The sequence below is a fragment of the Lederbergia wuyishanensis genome, assembly GCF_022900255.1.
GTDB classification, from domain to species: domain Bacteria; phylum Bacillota; class Bacilli; order Bacillales; family Bacillaceae_C; genus Lederbergia; species Lederbergia wuyishanensis.
In genome coordinates, this window is the sequence record NZ_JALIRM010000001.1 from 315,886 (window position 1) to 336,171 (window position 20,286).

Here is a 20,286-nt window from a genome sequence, read left to right on the forward strand (position 1 = left end):
CTACCCCCTGTCCAACATCCACATAATCAATATACTCATATAATAGTCTTTTAGACCATAAAATGTGGTGGGGAGGAGATATGTGTGATTATGCCGAAAATTGGGCTAGCATTGGGATCTGGTGGAGCAAGAGGTTTCGCACATCTAGGAGTATTAAAAGCGTTAAAGGATCATTCCATACCCATCCATATGATTGCAGGAAGCAGCATGGGAGCCCTTGTTGGCTGTTTCTATGCATTTGGGCATGATTTAGAGCAAATTATTAAACTTTCTATTGCTTTCAAAAGAAAATATTATCTTGACTTTACTGTTCCTAAAATGGGATTTATAACGGGCAACCGAGTGAAAAGCTTAGTTGACTTATTTATGCATGGAAAAAACTTGGAAGATTTGCAAATACCTGTTTGTGTCATTGCAACCGATTTACGAACAGGAGAAAAGATAGAATTTACACATGGACATATTGCTTCTGCTGTAAGGGCAAGCATCGCCATTCCTGGAATATTTATACCTGAAAAACTAAACGGAAGACTTTTAGTGGATGGTGGAGTGGCTGATCGGGTGCCTGTTTCGTCTGTAAAAAAAATGGGGGCAAATCTAGTCATCAGTTCTGATGTTGCAGGTGTTAATACAGATATAGAGATTTCGACTGTTTATGATGTAATTATGCAAAGTATAGATATTTTACAAATGGAAATTGGAAAAGCGCGTGAAATCGAATCAGATATTATGATTCACCCACCAGTGGAGCATTTTAGTGCTCGAGCTTTTAAAAATATAGAAGAAATTATTCTTGCAGGGGAAGAAGAAACGTTAAAAAAAATTCCTGCAATCAAAAGATTAATCCAGGAATTTCAATTAAATAATTATGAAGAAAATTAAGGAGTCTATTACCCCTGCTCATACAAGATAGGTGGCTGTGCAAATTCTAGTTTGAGTAATGCTGAACGTTCTGGTTCAGGCAAAGCAAGTGCGTATATATCTGATGCTTTCAAATCAAGCAAAAGCATGTCATTTTGAAATCCGGATATTTTTGAAATGAGCGGAACTTGAAGCTCTTTTTTTATTGAATTTAAGTATTTCCTGCCTTTTTCGCTCATTCCAAGCAATCGAATATATTGTGGATTGTTATCCAATGAAAGAATCGTCTGTTTTTTAGTATTTGTTAGAATGTGTACACATGTTCTTTGTAATCTAGTCCAAGTATATCTTTTAGTTTTAATTGATTTCATGAATTCTTCAAAACTATTGGAGGAACGACTCGCTTTGATTAAGCGATTCTCTAAACCTTCGTTCACATCATAAATTTCTTCTAAATCTTCTTTTGTCATGGAGAAGATTTTATATTGAAGAAAAGTCCAGTATTGCTCCCACGAATGGAATTGTCCAAATCTAGCATGATAATTAAGTAATTCGTTATAAGTACTTATTGGAAGATACTTACGGATTTCTCGCAGATCATGATGTAAATGAATGGATTTTCGAATAGATGTTGCACTTGCGATAGAAGTACTACTTAAAGATTTATCATGGTGTTCAGCGTTTTTTCTTCTTACTGTATGAAAAGATATGCTTGAATTAATTTTAGTACCTGCTGACATATAATGAAAGCCAAGAATATTATTCGGTTTTGTCAAATCAACTAAATTTCCATACGGTTTTAATTCTTTAAATGCAGCAGATAAAGCGGAGGGATAGCTTATCCCTTGTTTGACGAATTTCCGAATATAGTGATTATATTCGTCTCTATTATGATTAATAAAATGGACAGTCTCATAAAATTGATCAATGTTCCCAGATTCACTCCCGAAACAAATGTTTTTGCAACCGACAGCATCTAATAATAAAACCGCTCCATATGCAAATATTTCGGCATTTTGAACTGCATAAGCATAAGGTAATTCAATCACAATATCTACTCCGGCTTGTAATGCCATTTTTGTACGTGTCCATTTGTTTACTAGAGCAGGTTCACCTCTTTGTAGAAAGTTTCCGCTCATTACCGCAATGGCGATATCAGACTGGGCCAATTTTTTAGCTGATTGAAATTGAAATTCGTGCCCATTATGAAATGGATTATATTCAGCAACAATCCCTACACTATTCATTTGTCAATCCTCCAATGGCTAAGATAACTAGTAGTTAATTTATTCACATCATACTGGAAAAAACATTGTTTGAAAATAGCATGCATAAGAAAAGTTCAAAGCCATTGCTATACTCGTCAAGCTAGAAATCGAGTAGAAAAAGTCTTAATATTAAATTTTTTAGACTAAAAGTTCTCGAGGGGCTCTCCTAAAAAAATTCCAAAAATTTATACCTATATAAATATAATACTTACTAAAAAAACATGAGGGCATAATAAGCCCTCACGTTATAATTTACTCCCGATGGCCATGATGGTGACCATGATGCCCATGATGACCGTGATGCCCATGATGACCATGATGGTGGCCGTGATTCCAATGATGCCCATAATGACCATGATAGCCTGAATGATATCCAGGTGTAAAACCGACATTAATAGGATAACCTGGATAACCATAGTTTGGATATCCGGGATAAACTGGATAGCCTACGGGGCTTGGCATTACAATAGGGAATTGCCTTGAATTCGTCATATCATTTCACCCCCAAACGCGATGACTATAAATTAGTTTATGCAGACAAATGGTGTAGGTATAGATACCCGCCCGAATAAAAAACTGATGAGAAATTAGATAAAAAGAATATGTAAGGTGTAAAATAGAATAGAGAAGTATTTATTTCTCGTGTACATAATTTATTGACAAACATATAAGTGAAAGCTATAATTACTTTTGTTGCCTAGAGGTGATCGTGATGAAATGGACAGTTTTACAATTACAAAAATTTCGTGATGTGGAACTTGAAATAGATCAGATGGTTGATGTCTCTACGGATCTCAAACAAAGAGATCCAGAAATTAGAAGTGCATCTCCAATACATGTTACAGGTACAGCACGGATTGATTCTCAGAAAGCTGTGTTTCATCTTCATTTGACAGGAAATTTAGTATTACCATGTTCCCGTACGCTTGTGGATGTTACATTTCCAATTAATATTCAATCAACTGAGACTTTTTTAATAAAACCAGTGGAATATTCTTCTAGTGAGGATGAGGAGGTTCATGAGCCGATTGAAGGTGTTGTGGATTTAATTCCTGTTATTGAAGAGTTAATATTATTGGAAGTTCCCATGCAAGTCATTTCCGAAGATGCAAAAAATACGGAAACACTTCAAACTGGCAAGGATTGGGAAGTTATGACAGAGGATCAATTTAAACTTGAACAGCAAAGATCTACGAAAATAGACCCTCGTCTAGCGGGTCTCGCAGCATTATTGAAAGATAAAAAAGAGTAGCAACAGATTTTGAACAAAAAGTATTGTGTAATTTTTAGTCGCGAGCAATAAATCGAGACCTTTTTAAGGAGGTGGGAAGAATGGCAGTACCAGCTAGAAGAACTTCTAAAAAAGTAAAAAGACAAAGACGCACACATTTTAAACTTCAGGTCCCAGGAATGGTTTCTTGCCCTAACTGTGGCGAAATGAAACTTGCACACCGTGTATGTAAAGAGTGTGGAACATATAAAGGCAAAGAAGTAGTAAGTAACTAAAAAATATCTTAAAAAAGCGTGAAGGGATATCATCTCGTCACGCTTTTTACTATTTCTTTTAATTTTGAATCAAAGCGTGTGCCAAAAGGAGTTATTAATATATATTTTTACTAGAGCTGGATTCTATCTATCCCAACATCTGCATATACTTAGAAAAAAATAGGGGTGATAAAATGACAGCTGCACGGCAGGATGCTTGGACTTCTGATGAGGATTTAGTGCTTGCGGAATTGGTGCTTGCCTACATAAGGGATGGCAGCACACAACTCCAAGCTTTCGAGGAAGCGGGGAGAAGATTAAAAAGAACAGCAGCGGCATGCGGTTTCCGATGGAATTCTAACATTCGAAAAAAATATAAAGAAGGAATAGAATTAGCTAAGAAACAAAGGAATGCAAGTAAAAGAGAGAAAAATACTGAGATAAAAGCATTTGAAGAACAAGATGCTAATATCGGGAACATAAGCAAGAATGATTCCATAATTCTTTCAGATGCCATCAGTTTTTTTCAAAAGCTTGAGAACGAACTTGCTACCATTGAAAAATATAAACAAGAAAATGATCAACTAAAAAATATGATGATGGCGCACAAAGCTGAAAAGGAAGCAGTTGTTAGGGAAAAGGATGAATTGACAAAAGAGTATAATCAATTAAAGGATGAATATCGTTCCCTTATAACTCTTTTGGATAAGGCTAGGAAAATGGCAGGGGAATTGTCTGAAGCTGAAAAAGTAAGTACACTTTTTTAAGTTAAGTTATTTTCTTAAAGAGTTATTCGAAGAAACAAGTATCAAGATTTCACTATCTAAAAAGGTATGTAGCTAAATCTCTTTTTTAGGTAGAATATTATTAATTTAACCAAACTTTTTTTAATAAAAAAATACAAATAATATAGGAATAATATTTATATTAAGATATTGTATTTAGAGACTTGGGAAAGATATTTTTATATTTTATTAGTTCATACAAAAGAGCCGTGTACTTCACGGCTCTTTAACTTTCGGTGATTTTATAGGTTTTCTATATGTCCATCATTTGGGTTAGGAAGTAATGGCTTTCTGGCAAAGCACATAATTCCGCCAATTAAGTACAGCAATGCTGGTAAAAATCCGAAACCAAATGAAATGACTCCTACTACTACGGCTCCAATAATAAACATAAGTCCCGCAAGCTTAGGTTTTTTATTCCCTTTAATTGCGATAACTCCAATAATACCTAGAATTACGCCTAGAATTGCTGCGATTATTAATGCCCAGCCTCCACCAGAGAGAAAACCAAGAGCCATCTCGATATCTTCCGGATTAACTGAAGGATCATTTAATGATTCATCGATAACGATTGATTTTATTTCGTCTGACCTGCTAACCCACATTAAAAACATTCCTACTAGAGCAGTCAGTGCACTTAAAATGATCCCAATAATACCTAATGTAATTTCTCCTGTCCGTTTCAAATAATAACCTCCTGAAGTAAAAATAATAACTGCCACATATTATTATACGGGATAAAAGCTCAATAGTTTCAATTTTTATCAGTTATTTTAATAGGATAAAAGTTCTATTTTAATGCTTTTGCTCAGATACTCCCGAAGGATACCAAACAAGGGGATTCTCTCCTAGATCACGTTCCATATCATATTTTACTGGCTCAAATCCCATTTTTTCAAAAAAAGTACGAGAATTCATACGAGGATTAGTTTTTAAAGGCATATTATAGCTTTTTGCGTAATCAATGAGTTTTTTTCCATAATTTTTATTTTGATATCCCGGTAATACTTCTAGTTTCCATATTTCTAAATAATCTTGTGGGGGATCAAAATATTGATCGTAGCGAGAATCTCTTCGATAAAGACTCATTCGAGCTACGAGCTTATCACCGAAATAAATTCCGTAAAATGGTGAATGTGAATCGTCTTCAATCAAATTTGCTTGCAAATCCTCAAGCATAGATAATTCCTGGGCGCCATATTCTTTAAACTTTTTAAATTCTTCCAATGTTTTGTAGTTAATTCTTAACTTTTCAACTTTGGCAGTCATTATGAACTCCCCCAAACGTATTATTTAATGAACTCTTAAATCAACCTATATTGATAGAAAAAATCCTATAATCATGATGAATTACTTTAATTAATATTATATATCAAAGATCAAAAACATTCAGTGATTGTAAACTAAGGGACCAAATTAAAAGAGGAGGGTTATTAATGAAAACAATCGAATCACCTATTACTGGGATAGTATTGAGAGTCGATTCAACTGTAGGTGAGGAAATATTAGCAGGTGAGGTCGTTATTGTCCTAGAATCCATGAAAATGGAAATTCCCATTGAAATGATGGAACGAGGAAAAATATTAGAAATAAAAGTAAATCCGGATGATTTTATTAATGAGGGGGATGTGCTTCTAATTTACGAAACGTAATAAACAAGGAGGTCATTTAATTGACTGCTCACTTTGAAAATTTACAAGAGAGACGCAGGATAATTTATAAAGGCGGCAAAGAAAAATATCACGAAAAGTTGAAACTTCAAAACAAATTATTTGTAAGAGATCGCCTTTCCCTCCTTTTTGACGGTGGAGTGTATGAGGAGGAAGGCACTTTTGCCAATTTTTTTTCTAAGGATCTCCCTGCAGATGGTGTTGTAACTGCTATTGGAAAAATAAATGAACAAACTGTTTGTGTTATGGCAAATGATTCTACAGTAAAGGCAGGTTCGTGGGGAGAGAGAACAGTAGAAAAAATCATCCGTATTCAAGAAACAGCCGAGAAATTAAAAGTTCCTCTTCTTTATTTGGTTGATTCTGCAGGTGCCAGAATTACTGATCAACTTGAAATGTTTCCGAATCGTCGTGGTGCAGGGAGGATTTTTCATAACCAAGTGAAATTATCAGGGATGATTCCTCAGGTCTGTATATTATTTGGTCCATCCGCAGCTGGTGGAGCGTATATTCCAGCCTTTTGTGATTGTGTCATTATGGTAGAACATAATGCCTCCATGTATTTAGGTTCACCTCGAATGGCTGAAAAGGTAATTGGTGAAAAGGTTACCCTTGAAGAAATGGGTGGAGCACGAATGCATTGTTCTGTAAGTGGCTGTGGTGATATATTGGTAAAAACTGAAGTGGAAGCCATTGAAACAGCTAAAACATATCTATCGTACTTCCCTGCAAATTATCAAGAAAAAACAAAAAAAGCGGAATCTAAAAATCCCAAAATTGACAAATCGCTGGAAGATATCATTCCATTAAATCAAAATATCCCATTTGATATGTATGAAGGTATTGAAACGTTAATTGATGAAGGTAGTTTTTTTGAAATAAAGAAGTTGTTTGCACCGGAACTTATTACAGGATTTGCACTACTTGATGGGAGAGTAATAGGGATCATCGCAAATCAACCAAAAATAAAAGGAGGGGTGCTTTTTATTGACTCTTCTGATAAAGGGGCAAGGTTTATTCAGCTGTGTGACGCTTTTCATATTCCTTTGCTTTTCTTAGCTGATGTACCAGGATTTATGATTGGATCAAAAGTGGAACGTGCTGGAATCATTAGGCATGGGGCTAAGTTAATAGCCGCAATGAGTTCTGCAACAGTCCCGAAAATTTCGGTAATCGTAAGGAAGGCATATGGAGCTGGACTTTATGCCATGGCTGGTCCAGCTTTTGAGCCAGATTGCTGCCTTGCATTGCCAACCGCGCAAATTGCAGTAATGGGTCCTGAAGCAGCAGTTAATGCAGTATATTCCAATAAGATTCATGAAATCGAGGACTCCGCTGAACGTAAAAATTTTATAAAAGCTAAGCAGGAGGAGTATAAGGAACATATTGATATATATAAACTCGCTTCTGATTTAATCATTGATGAAATTGTAGGCGCAAATGAATTAAGGAACACCCTTATATCGAGATTTGCTTTATATGAAACAAAGGAAACAACTGAAGTTAAACGTAAACGTCCAGTTTTACCTGTCTGATTATTTTAAATTCCCAGATTGCGATATCTTTGCTACAATAGTCCTATACACATAGATATTAGGTGATAATGTGAAAATTGGTATTATTGGCGGGGGAGCTGTAGGGCTTCTGTTTGGGGCTTATCTTAGTTATTATCATGATGTATCCATTTTTACTAAAACAAATAAACAGGCACAATTGTTAACTAAACATGGGGTAACAATATTACGTGAAAATACTAAAAATACATGTACTGTAATTGGATTTAACGAATATGAAAATATTGAATGTCAAGATTTTATTATTGTAGCCGTTAAGCAATATGATCTCGATTCCTTGATTGAGGTTTTTAATAATATTCCTATTACGACGCCCATTCTCTTTATCCAAAACGGCATGGGGCATTTACAGCTACTTGATGCCTTGCCCCATTCTTTTATATTAGTTGGTACTGTTGAGCACGGAGTAATTAGGATTGATTATGAAACGATCAATCATACCGGTATTGGAAAAACGAATATTGCAGTTTATCGTGGAAAGTCCGAATTTGAAAAATTCCCTTCAATAAATGATTCTTTTTTTCCAATACAATTCCAAACAAACTTTAAAAATATGCTTCATTCGAAACTGATTGCCAATGCTTTGATCAATCCTTTAACGGCTATTTATCAAGTCCCGAATGGTAAACTAATCGAAAATCCTTATTACTATGAAACTTTTTTAATGTTGTTTAATGAAATCTTGCCTCTATTTCCCGAAATGGATGAAAAAGCTACATTAAAAGAGGTTGCATCAATTTGCAAAAAAACAAAATATAATACATCTTCAATGTTAAAAGACATAAAGGAAGGAAGAAGGACGGAGATAGATGCAATTTTAGGATACATAATTGAACAAGGAAATAAAAATGGACAGGCTCTACCCTTCACAGAAATAATATTCAACATGGTAAGAGGGAAGGAATTAGAAGGGGGATTTAATAAATAATGTTGTTTTTTCTTACCTCATTGGCTGCAATTTTCATTATTTTACCTGTACTTTTCTACGCTTTAGTATTTTATAGCACGAAATATTGGAGTAAAAACAACCGAAAAGCTAAAAGTGTAGCTATTAATATAACGACTTTCATATTAATTTTTTCGGTACATTATTTAATATTAACAATTTGGTCTAAATCTTTGCTATGGATGATTATTCTTTTCATATTATTGACTGCAATCGTATTTACATTTGTTTACTGGAAAACGAAAGAAGAGATTCATTACAGAAAAGTATTTCAAGGCTTTTGGAGATTAAACTTTCTATTGTTTTCCGCTATTTACATATGTTTGTTAATATACGGTGCTGCTTCACGTGCAGTTGAAGCAATAATGTTTGGATGACTCGATAGTACATCTTGTCTATATTTTTGAATTAAGCCATTTGCTATCCGCTCGAGGTGCAATCTTTGAGAGGGCAAAACTCAACTGCATTTTGCTTCTTAGAACATTTGCTTGTCGGTGATTACGGGCACCTTGCTTTTTTCTTAAAACAACATAATATCTTTTATAAAAATATTTTGGTATACTTACGCATAGGAAAATGCAGAAAGGAAGTACGACGTATGGATTTTGAAAGCATCGTCATTCCAGCTACGAACGACTTTGCTTCTCTTTATATAGAACAAAAAGAACCTGTTAAAGGTTTTTTTCATTACGATATAACGGAGAACACTGTTTATGAAAAGAGATACAACGATCTCATGTCTAGAAATATTGATCGTGCTGGGATCACTAGAGTAATTGAAAATTATATGATGAAATTTCCTCAATCGGAAAAAACGAAACGTTCCTTAGAAAAGTTACGTAACGAACAGTCTGTAGTTGTGATTGGTGGCCAACAGGCAGGTTTATTAACTGGCCCGCTTTATACAATACATAAAATCATTTCAATTATCAAACTTGCAGAAGAACAAGAAAGCAAACTAAATAAACCAGTTGTACCTGTTTTTTGGATAGCTGGAGAAGATCATGATTTTCTTGAAATAAACCATGTTTATGTAGAAGCAGGAAAGTCGTTACAGAAGATTTCTTATAAAACCAATAATGATGAAAAGAAAATGACATCTGATATTCATTATAATAAAGATGACATGTTTCAATATGTCAATACAGTTTTTATGCATTTTGGTGAAAAAGAACATACAAAGAAAATATTAACTTCCCTTCAAGCCGGTATAATGCAATACAATTCTATTACTGATCTTTTTTCTTATATCGTCATGTCCCTTTTTAAAGATTACGGCCTACTCATTATAGATTCCGCTGATCCCGGATTAAGGCAAATGGAAGAGCCTTTCTTTTCGCAATTAATAGATCAAAATGTAGAAATTACTCAAGCGGTTTTATCCCAGCAGAATGAGATTGGTTCTCACGGATTTAATAAAGCGATTGAAATGGATAATAACGCGGCTAACCTATTTGTTTATGTAAATAATGAACGTATTTTGTTAGATTATCTTGCGGAACGTGATCTATTTTATTCGAAAAAAGCTCAAGTTGAATGGGAAAGAGAGAACTTACATGAATTATTAAGGCAAAATCCAGAACAGTTCAGCAACAATGTAGTTACAAGACCCTTAATGCAAGAGTGGCTTTTCCCTACACTAGCTTTCATAGCTGGACCAGGTGAAATCGCTTACTGGGGCGAATTAAAACAAGCTTTTGATTTTTTAGGACATAATATGCCACCAATTATTCCTAGGATGAATATGACTTTTCTTGAGGCTGCAGTTGAGAGGGATATATACGATTTAGAATTATCAATCGAAGTAATTCTTAAAAATGGAGTTACAAAAAATAGGGAATTATTCTTGGAAAGTGTTGCCGATGAAGAATTGGAAAGTATTCTTGAGCAGGCAAAAACGTATCTGGAAAAACAGTACAATTCTATTTTCAAAAGATTAGAAGAGAGTGACCGAGGATTATTGCCACTTGCTAAAAAAAATCTTTCAATACATTTAAAACAACTTGATTTTATGGAGAAAAAATCCAACGAATCTCTTGAAATAAGACATCAAACCATATTGGATAAATACACAAGAATCGAAAGACATTTAAGACCACAGGGTACTCCTCAAGAAAGAATGTGGAATATTTTTTACTATTTAAATGAAATGGGAGAGAGCTTTATCCACCAATTGATGGAAGAAAAATATGTATTTGATGGGACTCATAAGTTAATAAGAATATAAACAACTCAAGCTATCTTAATGATAAGAGTAAACTTCTATCATTAAGATAGTTTTTTTTATTTTCTAACTAAAAATGGTGGTAGAAAGTGGGGGGATGTGGTACAGTAAAGTTAGAAAGTGGGGGCTTGTCTTATGTTTATGGGAGAATACCAACATAACATTGACACGAAGGGTCGTTTAATCGTCCCAGCAAAATTTCGTGAACATCTCGGGGAAACCTTTGTTATAACCCGTGGTCTTGATCAGTGTTTATTTGGTTATCCTGTAGAAGAATGGCGCCTTTTAGAAGAAAAACTAAAATCTCTCCCCATGACTAAGAAAGATGCAAGAGCATTTACGAGATTTTTTTTCTCAGGGGCCACTGAATGTGAAATAGATAAACAAGGCAGAATAAACTTGCCAACACCACTTCTTGGTTATGCTAAACTAATAAAAGAATGTGTGATTTTAGGGGTATCGAACAGAATTGAGATTTGGAGCAAGGATATTTGGGAAGACTATTTTGCAAAATCGGAAGAATCTTTTGCGGAAATTGCAGAGAACATGATGGATTTTGACATATAGTCGATTGCTTAGAAAGTGGAAAGGTGACATCTAATGTTTAATCATACTACCGTGTTGTTAAATGAAACTGTCGAAGGATTGAATATTCGTCCTGATGGGATTTATGTGGATTGCACTCTCGGGGGTGGAGGGCATTCAGAATTAATCCTTTCCCAGCTATCCAATGAAGGCAGGCTAATAGCGTTTGATCAAGATGAAACAGCTATTGCACATGCCAAAGAAAAGTTGTCAAAGTATGAAGAAAACTTGATTTTTGTAAAAAGTAATTTTAAATATATAAAAGATGAAATTAACAGACTTGGGATACATAATGTTGATGGGATATTATATGATTTGGGGGTTTCATCCCCTCAACTAGACACTCCAGAAAGAGGATTTAGTTACCACCACAACGCACCACTTGATATGAGGATGGATCTTCAAGGAGAAATTTCCGCTTATAATGTAATTAACCAGTGGTCATACGAAAATTTGGTAAGAATCTTTTTCCATTATGGCGAAGAAAAATTTTCAAAACAAATAGCTAGAAAAATTGAAGCCGCAAGGGAAAAAGCACCGATAGAAACTACCGGCGAATTAGTTGAATTGATAAAAGAAGGGATTCCGGCACCTGCTAGAAGAAAAGGTGGACATCCTGCTAAAAGAATTTTCCAAGCAATTCGAATTGCTGTAAACGATGAACTGCATGCATTTGAAAGTTCACTGCACCAAGCCATCGATTTGCTTAACCCTTCAGGTCGAATAAGTGTCATTACATTTCATTCGTTGGAGGATAGAATTTGTAAAACGGTATTTAAAGAAGCAAGCGAAGGACCTCCATTACCGCCTGGAATGCCTATGATTCCTGAAGGCTATGAGCCTAAGCTGAAGTTAATCAATCGAAAACCTATTATTCCGTCAGAGAGGGAATTGGACATTAATAATCGAGCTCGTTCCGCTAAATTAAGAATAGCTGAAAAAAGATAAGAGCATCTATTAACCCATTTTGTGCAAACTGATGTAGGGGGAGACATTTTGAGTAATTTAGCCCATAAATATAACCAACAACGTGTAGAAACACAACAACAAACTCAAGTTCAAGTAAAGACTGTAAGAAGACATGCGAAAATCACTCTTGGGGAAAAATTCCTTGCTATGTTGCTAATAGCTTTCGTTGCTATTATGGCTGTTCAAATTATATCCGCTCAGGCGCAAATATATGAAGTGAATAAAAATATTGAAGATGTCAAATCTGCTATCCATGAAAAGCAAAAAATTAATGGTGATTTGGAATCACAAGTAAAAGAATTACAAAGTCCTGAGAGAGTCATGAAAATAGCTAAAAATTCTGGGTTAGACTTGAATGAAAATAACGTCAGGGTTGTTGAGAAAAAATGAAGAGTACTAAAAAGAATATGAACATAGGAGCAGCGTTTTTCTTTATTTTCTTCAGCCTGCTCTTTTTTGTCTTGATTGTAAGATTTGTCACTATTCAATACACAGGTGAAGCAGAAGGAAGGGTTCTTTCTGCCAAAGCAGCGCAATTATATTTGCGACAAGAGAAAATCCCTAGTAAAAGGGGAACAATTTACGATCACAATGGCGAGGCAATTGCGGAAGACACAGCCTCATACACTCTAGTGGCGATACTTGATGAAAAACTTACTACCGACCCGGAACACCCTCGACATGTTGTTGATCCACAAATGACCGCATCTAAACTTGCCAAGGAACTAAAAATGAGTGAATCAGAAATATTTTCCCGACTTACGAAAGAAGGAAGAAAGCAAGTAGAGTTTGGCCCAGTGGGAAAAGATTTATCGCTTTCCGTTAAGAAAAAAATTGATGAACTAAAGCTCCCAGGAATTTCTTTTATTAAGGATTCAAAACGTTTTTATCCAAATGGCATATTTGCATCTCATTTAATTGGATACGCCCAAAAGGATGAAAAAACATCTGAAATTGTTGGGAAAACAGGGCTGGAAAAGAGCTATGATAAATTATTAAAAGGCAAAAATGGGACTATTAAGTATGAAGGCGATATTTGGGATTATGTTTTGCCGAATACAAGCAAACAAGTCGTCGAGCCTGTAAACGGAAATGATATTTATTTAACACTGGATAAAAAAATACAAACCTTTCTAGAAGATGCGATGAATAAGGTTGATGAGCAATATCAGCCAAAGAGGATTATGGCGATCGTTGCTGATCCGAAAACAGGGAAGATACTTGCAATGGGTCAAAGACCAACTTATCACCCTGCAACAAGAGTGGGTATTGATAAATCATGGCATAATGAGATTATTGAAACTTCCTATGAACCAGGATCAACGATGAAAATTTTTTCATTGGCTGCAGCGATTGAAAAGAAAGTTTTTAATCCAAATGATAAGTATCCTTCAGGAAGGTATTATGTAGATAATAAAAGTAAGCCAATTAAAGACCATAATGGTGGTAGTGGTTGGGGGTCAATTACATATCTTGAAGGTGTACAGCGCTCCTCTAATGTTGCGTTTGCTTATCTTCTTGAAAAGATGGGCACTGATGCTTGGCGGGAGTATATGGATAGATTTAAATTTGGAACACCTACAGGTATAGATCTTCCCAATGAAGTTTCAGGGAATATTTTGTATGACTGGCCAATTGAGAAAGTAACGAGTGTATTTGGTCAAGGTACGACCGTAACTGCCCTCCAAATGGTACAAGCCATGACTGCAATCGCAAATGATGGAAAGATGATGAAACCTTACGTTGTAGAAAAAGTTGTTAATCCAAACGATGGTACTGTTAAAGACACAAAGCCGGAGGTAGCTGGTCAACCGATCAGTAAAGATACTGCAAAAGCAGTAAGAAGTATTTTAGAAACGGTTCTTACATCTGAACATGGGACAGGTGCAAGATATAAAATTGAAGGATATAAAGTAGCTGGTAAAACGGGTACTGCTCAAATTCCTGATCCTAAAGGTGGTTATTTAGTAGGGTATAACAATTATATATTCTCATTTCTTGGCCTCGCTCCTGCGGATGATCCAAAATTAATTATGTATGTTGCTGTGGAACAACCCAATTTAAAAGAAGATGAAAATGGCTATCTTGAGAATGGCAGTGTTCCAGTTTCAATGATTTTTAATCCTGTAATGAAAAGCAGTTTACAGTATTTAAATATTCACCCTGAAGAAATACCAGAAACTAAGAGGGCTAGTCTACCTGATTTCTTGAATATGAACACACAAGCAGCAATGGATCATATAAAGGAAAAATCATTAATTCCTATTCTTTTAGGAGATGGAGATAAGATTACCGGACAGTCTTCACCATTAGGGGCCACTCTATTGGAAGGTGAAAAAATAATCCTTAAGACGAATGGGAATCTAACCCTGCCAGATATGTCAGGATGGTCTAAGCGGGATGTTCTGAATGCAGCGCAGTTGGCTAATTTGAACGTTAACATGGTGGGAGACGGATTTGTAACTAAGCAAAATATTAAGCCTAATTCACCTATTCGAGAAGGAGATCATCTAGTAGTTAATTTTGAAACTCCTAAACAAACAATTGAACGGGAAAAAGCCGAAAAAAATAAAGCCGATGAAGAAGATAAACCTCTAGATTGAAAGAAAGAAAAGCAGTTGCTTGGACTATTAGTCAAGCGACTGCTTTTTTTACTTTATATTAAACTCTCTGCTGTAGTTGTATGTTGATTTCCGTTCAAGGTAACTGCTTTCCTCTGAAGGTACTGTAGCCTAACTAACGCTTCTTTTCTAAATTCGTTCTACTAAATCTGGACAAGGCATAAGCTTAAACGAGCCGGAAAGTGAGGAGGTACTTTTTTTGAAACGTGTTTCGACTGTTACAGTTAGAAAAAGACTGTCATTTATTCTAGCTGCTGGTTTGTTTATCTTTTTTATCATTGACGTTAGATTAGGGTATGTTCAGTTTGGAATGAGTAGTGTTTTGACTGAACGTGCAAGAGATTCTTGGAGTCGTAATATTCCATTTGAACCGGAACGTGGAAAAATAATCGATCGACATGGAATTCCAATTGCGACTAATCAAAGCGCCCCAACTGTATTTGTTATTCCTAGGCAGATAGAAGATCCTGTAGATGCAGCAGAAAAATTAGCAGCAGCTCTTAATATGTCTAAAGAGAAATTATATAAACAAATGGTGAAAAACTCTTCAATTGAAAGAATTCGAGAAGGTAGAAAAATTTCTTTTGAAAAAGCTTTGGAGATTCGTGAGCTAAATATAAAAGGTGTTTATATTGCTGAAGATTCAAAACGACACTATCCTTTTGGAAGCTATCTTTCTCATGTACTAGGATTTACAGGTATTGATAATCAAGGATTAATGGGATTGGAACTTTATTACGATAAAGAATTAAGTGGAGAAAAAGGATCGGTACAATTTTTCTCTGATGCAAAAGGGAGAAGGATGCCCGAAATGTCAGATGAATATGATCCTCCAATTGATGGACTAGATCTCAAATTGACGATTGATACAAAAATCCAATCAATTGTTGAACGTGAACTTGATAATGCTGAGGCATTATATAATCCAGATGGTATTGTTACAATTGCAATGGATCCAAAAACTGGTGAAATATTGGCAATGTCAAGCAGACCTACTTTTAATCCAGCGGATTTTAGAGAAGTTCCTCAAGAAGTATATAATCGTAATTTACCTATTTGGAGCACATACGAGCCAGGTTCCACTTTTAAAATCATAACTCTTGCAGCTGCACTTGAAGAAGGAAAAGTGGATCTTGAGCATGATCATTTTCATGATCCAGGTTTTTCAAAGGTTGGTGGAGCAACTTTAAAATGCTGGAAAAGGGGAGGGCATGGTAGTCAAACATTCCTTGAAGTGGTAGAAAATTCATGCAACCCCGGTTTTGTAGAGCTTGGAGATAGACTAGGTAAAGAGAAGCTTTTCCAATATATTCGAGATTTTGGTTTTGGACAGAAAACGGGAATTGACCTAGCTGGAGAAGGTACGGGAATTCTTTTTAAAATGAATCAAGTAGGTCCAGTTGAACAAGCGACAACTGCATTTGGTCAAGGAGTTTCGGTTACACCAATTCAGCAGGTCGCTGCAGTAGCTGCTGCAGTAAATGGTGGCATCTTATATCAGCCTTATATTGCTAAGGAATTAGTCGATCCAATTACGGGCGAAGTTGTAATGAGAAAGACTCCTGTAGCTAAGCGCAGGGTGGTCTCAGAATCCACTTCAAAAGAAGTCCGTCATGCTCTTGAAAGTGTTGTCGCTCAAGGGACCGGTGGAAATGCTTTTATTGATTCTTATCGTGTTGGAGGAAAAACAGGTACTGCACAGAAGGCAAAGGATGGGCGATATTTGGAAAATAATCATATCGTATCTTTTATTGGATTTGCTCCTGCAGATGACCCGCAAATCGTTGTATATACAGCTGTTGACAATCCAAAAGGCATCGTTCAATTTGGAGGAACTGTAGCTGCACCGATTGTAGGTAAAATAATGGAGGATTCATTAAGAGCTTTAGGAGTGAAGCCAAGAAAAGATCAAATTGAGAAAGAGAAAAAATGGAATGATCCAATCATGATTAATGTTCCTGACCTAAAGGGAATGACAATTAAAGAAATCCAACAACAAATGTATAACTTAAAGCTTAATGTTAATGGTGAAGGATCAGAAGTAGTTCAACAAGTACCTGAACCTGGAGTTAAGGTGGAAGAGGGTTCGGTCGTAAGAATATACATGAAATAAAATATCTTAGGCGGCATGAGACTCTCATGGCCGCCTATTGTATGAAAATATAAAGGATTAACAAAATAGTGAGGTAAAAATGATACAGTGAATCTGTCCGATGGCTTGTTCTTTGCTATTTGGAAAAGAAAACCATCATTCCTGCGGGCGATGCGACATGATGTCTTTAACGCAGACTTGGTCTATTTGAACACACATAATATTAAAAAGTTTAAAACGATGATAGCTTCATTTAAAATAATTTTGTAGAATAGTAAAGAATGCTTTAATTGAAGTAAACGTGTTTACTCATAGGAGAACCATGTTGAAAGGACTGAATGAGAATGAAACTACATACACTTTTAAAATCAATTCCTTTGATTAACCTACCCGACAATAATCCCGAAATCACTAGTATTGTGAATAATCATAGACAAGTAAAGCCGGGAAGTTTGTTTATTTGTATTACTGGCCATGTGTTTGACGGTCATGCTTTTGCGAAGGAAGCAGTTGATAAGGGGGCCGTTGCAATACTATCAGAAAGAATTCTCGACTTAGATATACCAGTTATCGTTGTAAAGGATACAACAAGAGCAATGGCCATATTGGCAGATTCTTTTTATGGAAACCCAACACAAAAGTTACATTTAATTGGAATTACTGGTACAAACGGTAAAACTACTACCAGCCATTTAATTGAAACTATATTCCGCGAATATAAAAAGGTTACTGGATTAATTGGAACTATCTATATGAAAATAGGTGATCGGACGATTGAAACAAAAAACACTACTCCCGATAGCCTTGTCCTTCAATCCGTTTTTCATGATATGGTGAATGAGAAAGTTGATACTGCAATAATGGAAGTCTCTTCTCATGCTTTAGTACAAGGCAGGGTTAACGGCTGTGATTATGATGTTGCAATTTTTACGAATTTAACACAAGATCACCTTGATTACCATCATACAATGGAGGAATATAGACTCGCAAAGAGCCTACTATTTTCAAAGCTTGGCAATTCCTATAATAAAAATAAGAAATTTGCTATTTTAAATGCGGACGATGAAGCAACTAAGAAATTTGTCGTTGAAACTTCTGCTCATATTGTAACTTATGGTATTGATTCTCCGTCGGATTTTATGGCGAGTGATATTATTCTTGAAAATAGCGGCACGAGATTTACACTTCACACACCCGAAGGGAAAAAGGATATTTCACTGAGGCTGATGGGTAAATTTAATATATACAATGCTCTTGCTTCTATTGCTGCAGCATACGTATCAGATATTCCACTGGAACTTATCATTCAAGCTATTGAAAAAGCAACTGGAGTACCAGGAAGATTTGAATCAGTGAATGGCGGTCAAGATTTTTCAGTTATCGTAGATTATGCACATACACCGGATAGTTTGGAGAACGTACTAAAGACAATTCAACAATTTGCTAAAAAAAGGATTTTTTCTATTGTTGGATGTGGTGGTGATAGAGACCCGTCTAAGCGTCCATTGATGGCTGGAATTGCTTGTAAATATTCTACAGACCCAATTTTTACTTCAGATAATCCAAGGAGTGAAGACCCTATGTCTATATTAGAAGATATGGAAAAAGGAGCCCTTGGAAAATATCAAATCATTCCAGACCGAAAGTTAGCAATTAATACCGCTATTCAATCTGCAAGTGATGGAGATGTTGTTTTAATCGCTGGTAAAGGGCATGAAACATACCAAATTATAGGTGATGAAGTATTTGATTTTGATGATCGGCTTGTAGCCTTAATGGCAATAAAGGAGCGATGATTCCATGCTCACGTATAGTGATGTAGTGAAGCTTTATCCTCATACACGAGGAATTAAAGTCGATACATTGGTATACAGAACTGTGACTTTAGATAGCTCTATTCAGCAAGCTAAGGGCTTGTTTATTGGTTCACAAAGAGATAAAGATCTTCTAACAGCGATTGGGAATGGGGCTATATCAGTTATTTGGCCAAAAGATATACCACTCCCAGCCTATACACCTAATGATTTTCCTGTTATATATGTGGATGATTCAATAGAAGCAATGGTAAAGCTTGTCCGCAATTACACAGAAAAAATGACTATGAAAAAACGTGGAGACGCAACAATCATGATATTTACTAAAGATGAGTTACAACAAAGTAGTATGTATAAAGAAATTTATGGATTATTGAACAACGTGAAAGAAAGTAAGGAAATGGGGAATGAGGATCAATGATGGAAAAAGTAATTTTATTTGCGCTTATTATGGCTTTTTTGATTACGGTTTTACTGTCTCCTCTCTTTATCCCGTTTCTTAGAAGGCTAAAATTTGGTCAGAGTATACGTATTGAAGGTCCCAAATCACATCAAAAAAAGAGCGGGACACCAACAATGGGAGGAATATTAATTGTCTTGTCTGTCATCATTACTTCTTTAGTGATGACATGGAAATATTCTCAGCCAAGTTTGGAAATGTATTTGCTTTTATTTGTTTTATTTGGTTATGGTTTACTTGGATTTTTAGATGATTTTATAAAAATTGCTTTAAAACGAAATCTCGGGTTAACTTCAAAACAAAAATTATTAGGACAAATCGTTATTGCAATTGTTTTTTATATTGTCCTGAAAATAAATGATTTCTCTACAGCTATTTCAATTCCTTTTACTGATTTTCAGTTGGAATTAGGATGGATTTATCCGTTATTTATTGTTTTCTGGCTGGTTGGATTTTCTAATGCAGTAAATTTGACTGATGGACTTGATGGATTGCTATCAGGTACTGCTGCCATTGCGTTTGGAGCATTTGCAATTTTGGCATGGAGCAGTTCACAGTACGATATTTCTGTATTCGCTGTGTCGGTCGTAGGAGCTGTTCTAGGCTTCCTCGTCTTTAATGCACACCCGGCCAAAGTATTTATGGGAGATACCGGTTCCTTAGCTTTAGGAGGAGCAATCGCTGCAATTGCAATTTTACTTAAAATGGAGTTAATACTAATAATAATTGGCGGTGTTTTTGTTATTGAAACATTGTCGGTAATTTTACAAGTTGCTTCCTTTAAAACTACAGGGAAACGAATATTTAAAATGAGTCCATTGCATCACCATTATGAACTGTCAGGCTGGTCCGAATGGCGAGTTGTTGTTACTTTTTGGGCAGTGGGTCTCCTCTGTTCAATCTTAGGAATATATATTGAGGTGTGGATGTAG

The 20,286-nt window shown here is 35.5% G+C and carries 21 protein-coding genes; 17 read left to right on the forward strand and 4 right to left on the reverse strand.

What is annotated here, in order from left to right:
- The first annotated feature begins 90 nt into the window (after positions 1-90).
- On the forward strand, positions 91-882 hold the full coding sequence (locus MT489_RS01670; RefSeq protein ID WP_280518507.1) for a patatin-like phospholipase family protein: 792 nt from the start codon (positions 91-93) through the stop codon (positions 880-882).
- 8 nt (positions 883-890) lie between these two features.
- Here MT489_RS01670 and MT489_RS01675 read toward each other — a convergent pair whose 3' ends face one another.
- Both MT489_RS01675 and MT489_RS01680 read right to left on the reverse strand, forming a co-directional pair.
- Positions 891-2,108: a nucleotidyltransferase gene (locus MT489_RS01675; RefSeq protein ID WP_244679773.1), complete on the reverse strand. Its 1,218-nt coding sequence runs from the start codon at positions 2,106-2,108 to the stop codon at positions 891-893.
- A gap of 273 nt (positions 2,109-2,381) precedes the next feature.
- Positions 2,382-2,621, reverse strand: a complete 240-nt coding sequence (locus MT489_RS01680; protein ID WP_244679774.1) for a hypothetical protein — start codon at positions 2,619-2,621, stop codon at positions 2,382-2,384.
- A 220-nt stretch (positions 2,622-2,841) separates the two neighbouring features.
- Between MT489_RS01680 and MT489_RS01685 the strand changes: the two genes are divergently transcribed.
- The 3 genes from MT489_RS01685 (at position 2,842) to MT489_RS22075 (ending at position 4,381) form a co-directional block, all read left to right on the forward strand.
- Entirely contained in the window at positions 2,842-3,381 is a 540-nt protein-coding gene (locus MT489_RS01685; RefSeq protein WP_244679775.1) for a YceD family protein, read from the forward strand.
- An 80-nt stretch (positions 3,382-3,461) separates the two neighbouring features.
- The gene (gene rpmF, locus MT489_RS01690; RefSeq protein WP_244679776.1) at positions 3,462-3,635 is read left to right on the forward strand and encodes a 50S ribosomal protein L32; all 174 of its coding nucleotides are present in this window, start codon (positions 3,462-3,464) and stop codon (positions 3,633-3,635) included.
- Between the two features lie 173 nt (positions 3,636-3,808).
- A complete protein-coding gene (locus tag MT489_RS22075; protein WP_280518463.1) occupies positions 3,809-4,381 on the forward strand; it encodes an RsfA family transcriptional regulator in 573 nt (190 codons plus the stop codon).
- Positions 4,382-4,641: 260 nt separating this feature from the next.
- Here the strand turns inward: MT489_RS22075 and MT489_RS01700 are convergent, their stop codons facing one another.
- Both MT489_RS01700 and MT489_RS01705 read right to left on the reverse strand, forming a co-directional pair.
- On the reverse strand, positions 4,642-5,085 hold the full coding sequence (locus MT489_RS01700) for a DUF4064 domain-containing protein (protein ID WP_244679777.1): 444 nt from the start codon (positions 5,083-5,085) through the stop codon (positions 4,642-4,644).
- 109 nt (positions 5,086-5,194) lie between these two features.
- Complete coding sequence (locus MT489_RS01705; RefSeq protein ID WP_244679778.1) at positions 5,195-5,668, reverse strand: N-acetyltransferase; 474 nt, start codon at positions 5,666-5,668, stop codon at positions 5,195-5,197.
- Positions 5,669-5,835: 167 nt separating this feature from the next.
- Here MT489_RS01705 and MT489_RS01710 point away from each other — a divergent pair, with 167 nt between their 5' ends.
- The 13 genes from MT489_RS01710 (at position 5,836) to mraY (ending at position 20,286) form a co-directional block, all read left to right on the forward strand.
- On the forward strand, positions 5,836-6,051 hold the full coding sequence (locus tag MT489_RS01710) for an acyl-CoA carboxylase biotin carboxyl carrier protein subunit (protein ID WP_244679779.1): 216 nt from the start codon (positions 5,836-5,838) through the stop codon (positions 6,049-6,051).
- Between the two features lie 20 nt (positions 6,052-6,071).
- Positions 6,072-7,604, forward strand: coding sequence for an acyl-CoA carboxylase subunit beta (locus MT489_RS01715; RefSeq protein ID WP_244679780.1), 1,533 nt, complete (start codon positions 6,072-6,074; stop codon positions 7,602-7,604).
- Positions 7,605-7,674: 70 nt separating this feature from the next.
- On the forward strand, positions 7,675-8,571 hold the full coding sequence (locus MT489_RS01720; RefSeq protein WP_244679781.1) for a 2-dehydropantoate 2-reductase: 897 nt from the start codon (positions 7,675-7,677) through the stop codon (positions 8,569-8,571).
- A complete protein-coding gene (locus MT489_RS01725; RefSeq protein WP_244679782.1) occupies positions 8,571-8,966 on the forward strand; it encodes a DUF3397 domain-containing protein in 396 nt (131 codons plus the stop codon). Before MT489_RS01720 ends, MT489_RS01725 begins: the two co-directional genes overlap by 1 nt.
- A 221-nt stretch (positions 8,967-9,187) precedes the next feature.
- Positions 9,188-10,816 carry a bacillithiol biosynthesis cysteine-adding enzyme BshC gene (bshC, locus tag MT489_RS01730; protein WP_244679783.1) on the forward strand — a complete coding sequence of 543 codons (1,629 nt, stop codon included), beginning with the start codon at positions 9,188-9,190 and terminating at the stop codon, positions 10,814-10,816.
- Positions 10,817-10,948: 132 nt separating this feature from the next.
- Positions 10,949-11,380, forward strand: coding sequence for a division/cell wall cluster transcriptional repressor MraZ (gene mraZ, locus MT489_RS01735; protein ID WP_244679784.1), 432 nt, complete (start codon positions 10,949-10,951; stop codon positions 11,378-11,380).
- Positions 11,381-11,413: 33 nt separating this feature from the next.
- Entirely contained in the window at positions 11,414-12,346 is a 933-nt protein-coding gene (rsmH, locus tag MT489_RS01740) for a 16S rRNA (cytosine(1402)-N(4))-methyltransferase RsmH (RefSeq protein WP_244679785.1), read from the forward strand.
- A 48-nt stretch (positions 12,347-12,394) separates the two neighbouring features.
- Positions 12,395-12,757, forward strand: coding sequence for a cell division protein FtsL (gene ftsL, locus MT489_RS01745; protein ID WP_244679786.1), 363 nt, complete (start codon positions 12,395-12,397; stop codon positions 12,755-12,757).
- Positions 12,754-14,970: a penicillin-binding protein gene (locus MT489_RS01750; protein ID WP_244679787.1), complete on the forward strand. Its 2,217-nt coding sequence runs from the start codon at positions 12,754-12,756 to the stop codon at positions 14,968-14,970. The genes ftsL and MT489_RS01750 overlap by 4 nt, the downstream gene beginning before the upstream one ends.
- 217 nt (positions 14,971-15,187) lie before the next feature.
- Positions 15,188-17,101: a stage V sporulation protein D gene (locus MT489_RS01755; protein ID WP_244679788.1), complete on the forward strand. Its 1,914-nt coding sequence runs from the start codon at positions 15,188-15,190 to the stop codon at positions 17,099-17,101.
- A gap of 323 nt (positions 17,102-17,424) precedes the next feature.
- Positions 17,425-18,876: a UDP-N-acetylmuramoyl-L-alanyl-D-glutamate--2,6-diaminopimelate ligase gene (locus MT489_RS01760; protein WP_244679789.1), complete on the forward strand. Its 1,452-nt coding sequence runs from the start codon at positions 17,425-17,427 to the stop codon at positions 18,874-18,876.
- 4 nt (positions 18,877-18,880) lie between these two features.
- Positions 18,881-19,315, forward strand: coding sequence for a hypothetical protein (locus MT489_RS01765; RefSeq protein ID WP_244679790.1), 435 nt, complete (start codon positions 18,881-18,883; stop codon positions 19,313-19,315).
- On the forward strand, positions 19,312-20,286 hold the full coding sequence (gene mraY, locus MT489_RS01770; RefSeq protein WP_244679791.1) for a phospho-N-acetylmuramoyl-pentapeptide-transferase: 975 nt from the start codon (positions 19,312-19,314) through the stop codon (positions 20,284-20,286). The genes MT489_RS01765 and mraY overlap by 4 nt, the downstream gene beginning before the upstream one ends.